This window comes from Dryocola boscaweniae (assembly GCF_025215095.1).
Lineage (GTDB): Bacteria > Pseudomonadota > Gammaproteobacteria > Enterobacterales > Enterobacteriaceae > Dryocola > Dryocola boscaweniae.
This window is the reverse complement of the sequence record NZ_JALHAP010000039.1, coordinates 1-477: the sequence shown is the minus strand read 5'-3', so window position 1 is coordinate 477 and position 477 is coordinate 1. Positions and strand designations below refer to the sequence as shown.

Below are 477 nucleotides of genomic sequence, written 5' to 3'. Positions count from 1 at the left end.
CCACATCGACGAGAAGCTCGACGCCGCGGCTTCCTACCGCCGGGTCAAGCAACTCGACGAAGCCCAGGGCCTGGTCTGGCTGAAGCCGACCCGCTTCAACAACACCTATGCCCTGGCCATGCCCGAGGAACAGGCCGAGCGCCTGGGCATCCAGAGCGTCAGCGATCTCGCGCGGGTGCTCGCCGAACAGCAGGAGGCCGAGCCCGGGAGCACCCACCTGTTCGCCATGGACCCGGAGTTCGCCGGCCGCCCCGACGGCCTCGGCCCCATGAGCGAGCTGTACGGCCTGCACTTCACCCGCAACGACATCCGCCAGATGGACGCCGGGCTGGTCTACACCGCGCTGAAGAACCGCCAGGTGTTCCTCGGCCTCGTCTACACCACCGACGGCCGCCTGAAGGATTTCAAGCTGCGCGTGCTGAAGGACGACAAGCAGTACTTCCCCTTCTACAACGCCGCCCCGGTGGTGCGTAAGGA

The 477-nt window shown here is 66.9% G+C and carries 1 protein-coding gene; it reads left to right on the top strand.

Translation table 11 applies throughout. The annotated features are described in order from the left end of the window. On the top strand, positions 1 to 477 hold a 477-nt coding region (locus MUA00_RS00200; protein ID WP_271130451.1), incomplete at both ends, for a glycine betaine ABC transporter substrate-binding protein.